Below are 2,188 nucleotides of genomic sequence, written 5' to 3' on the forward strand. Positions count from 1 at the left end.
CAGTCGGAGATATGCGGAAGCAGTATCCGAACTATGTTCCTTTCCTTCGTCATTTCGAAGATGATGTTGAGGCAGGCTTTAAGAACGGTGGATACGGGGCAGGAAAAGCTTTTGCCAATGTAACTAACCCGATCAAGAAGATGTCCGAGGAAGGTTCAACACGAACCATCATTAATCCGATGGAGAGCATGGTACTGAATACCTTCAAGGTCATGAATGCCGCGGCCAAGAACAAAACAGGATTGCAGCTGGCTGAATTGGCGAAGGTGAACAGCGCTGGTACATGGGTAGAGCATGTTGGACCAGGCGGCAGCGCAGGGAACGAGCATATCATTTCTGTATGGCAGAAGGGCAAAAAGGAAGCATACAAGATCCGCGATGCTGAGCTGTATAACGCGATGCTCTCGTTGGATGCTGAGTCCACGAACTCACTAATCAAGTTCTTAGGGAGCGCAGCATCTATCCTGCGTGCTGGTGCTACTCTAACACCAGAGTTCACCCTTCGAAATGCTATGCGTGACGTTGTAGGTGCCACAATTAATAGCACGAAGTACGGTTTTAATCCAATAGACTTCTTTAAAGGTCTGGGGCACGTAATCGGTAAGACAAAGACTTTTGACCAATTCCTATCCAGCGGCGGTGCAATGAGCACGATGATGTCACTTGATCGAGACGCGACACGGGAAGCTATGGAACAGGTATTCCGGCAGAGTTTCAAAGATAAATCGCTCAACATCGTAACAAGTCCTAAAGAGCTGGCAAAACTGCTTTCTGGAATCACTCCAACAAAAGCAGTCATCGGCGGTCTGCGTAAGGCTGCTGAAGTGTCAGAGTTATCTACAAAGGTCGGGGCATTTAACAAGACACTGAAAAAGACAGGTGACTTGGAAGAGGCTGCGTAYACGGCACGTGATCTGATGGACTTTAACCGCGCAGGCAGTGCAATCCGGCAAGCCAATAAAGCAGTTGCCTTCCTAAATGCAGCTATCCAAGGTACGGATAAAATGAGGAGATCTGCTTGGGGGGATGGCCTGAAAGATTGGAAGACGAAAGCTAATTTTTTAGGTCGTGCATTTACGACTCTAGTGCTCCCAACAATCGGTTTACATTACTGGGTGAACAACCTGCCTGAGGATCAGAAGAAAGTATTCGATAACATACCTCAATATCAAAAGGATAATTTCTTCATCGTGCCGATCCCTGGGACAGATCAATTCGCTCGTATTCCGAAGCCATTCGAGGCAGGCATGATTTTCTCTACAGGCACAGAACGAGTACTTCGTTGGATGGCTGACAACGATCCGGAAGCTTATAAAGAATACGGGAAAACACTACTGGAGTCGTTCACCCCTCCTGTAATGATTTCAGCGCTGACACCGTTACTTGAGGCACTGACCAATCATTCATTCTTTCGCAATGCTCCTGTCGTTCCACAAGGAGAGCAACGTCTCGAGAAGAAAGACCAGTATGGAATGTATACGAGTGAGACGGCCAAGATGATTGGTAAGGGTGTGTCAATGATTCCTGGATTGGATGAATCGAATGCAGCAAGCCCTCGAATTATTGACAATACGATCAAAGGTTATACGGCTGGTCTGGGTCAATACGGAGTTGGTGGGCTAGATCAGCTGCTTAAAGTAATTCTTGGCGAAAAGGAAATACAGCCGCCACAGAAGGAATGGTACGAGCGTCCGCCAGTATCTGGCTTCCTTGCAACGACATCGGGCGGTGGTCAGGCTCGCCAAGACTTTTATGATAAGTGGGATCAACTCAGCAAAGAAAAAGCTTCTGCTGACAAAAACCGATCCAAGTTTGAGAATGTTAATGAGTATGCGCGTCTGAAAAACTCAAAGGCTATCATCGATAAGTTGATGGATCAGTACAAGCGAATACAAAGTGACCGTGCAATAACTGCACAGGACAAACGTTCTAAATTGGATGCTATAGATGGTAAAATGAATGATATAGCATCTAAAAGCTTGGGGAAGTAGGTGCCGAGTGAGTCAGAAGGTGGGTAATACTCTAATCGTCATCGTTGTCATTTTACTGAATCTCTGGTTAATGGGGGGCGGAAGCCCTAGTGGAGGTCGGGGTTCGGATTACGAAGAGGTTCAAACATATGATGCAGATCAGTACGAGAGCTATCCTTAGGGGTGGCTCTTTTATTTGTTTCCAAGGAGGACAAGAT

At 46.7% G+C, this 2,188-nt stretch carries 2 protein-coding genes; both read left to right on the forward strand.

The features are described from left to right. Positions 1 to 1,991 (forward strand): LPD38 domain-containing protein (locus tag AC1DUA_RS34810; RefSeq protein WP_477504087.1); only part of this gene is annotated, 1,991 nt, incomplete at its 5' end. A gap of 7 nt (positions 1,992 to 1,998) precedes the next feature. Further along, positions 1,999 to 2,151 (forward strand): hypothetical protein, encoded by a 153-nt coding sequence (locus AC1DUA_RS34815; protein WP_477504088.1) that lies wholly within the window; start codon positions 1,999 to 2,001, stop codon positions 2,149 to 2,151. Positions 2,152 to 2,188 lie beyond the last annotated feature (37 nt).

This window comes from Paenibacillus sp. 01T422, from assembly GCF_056398785.1.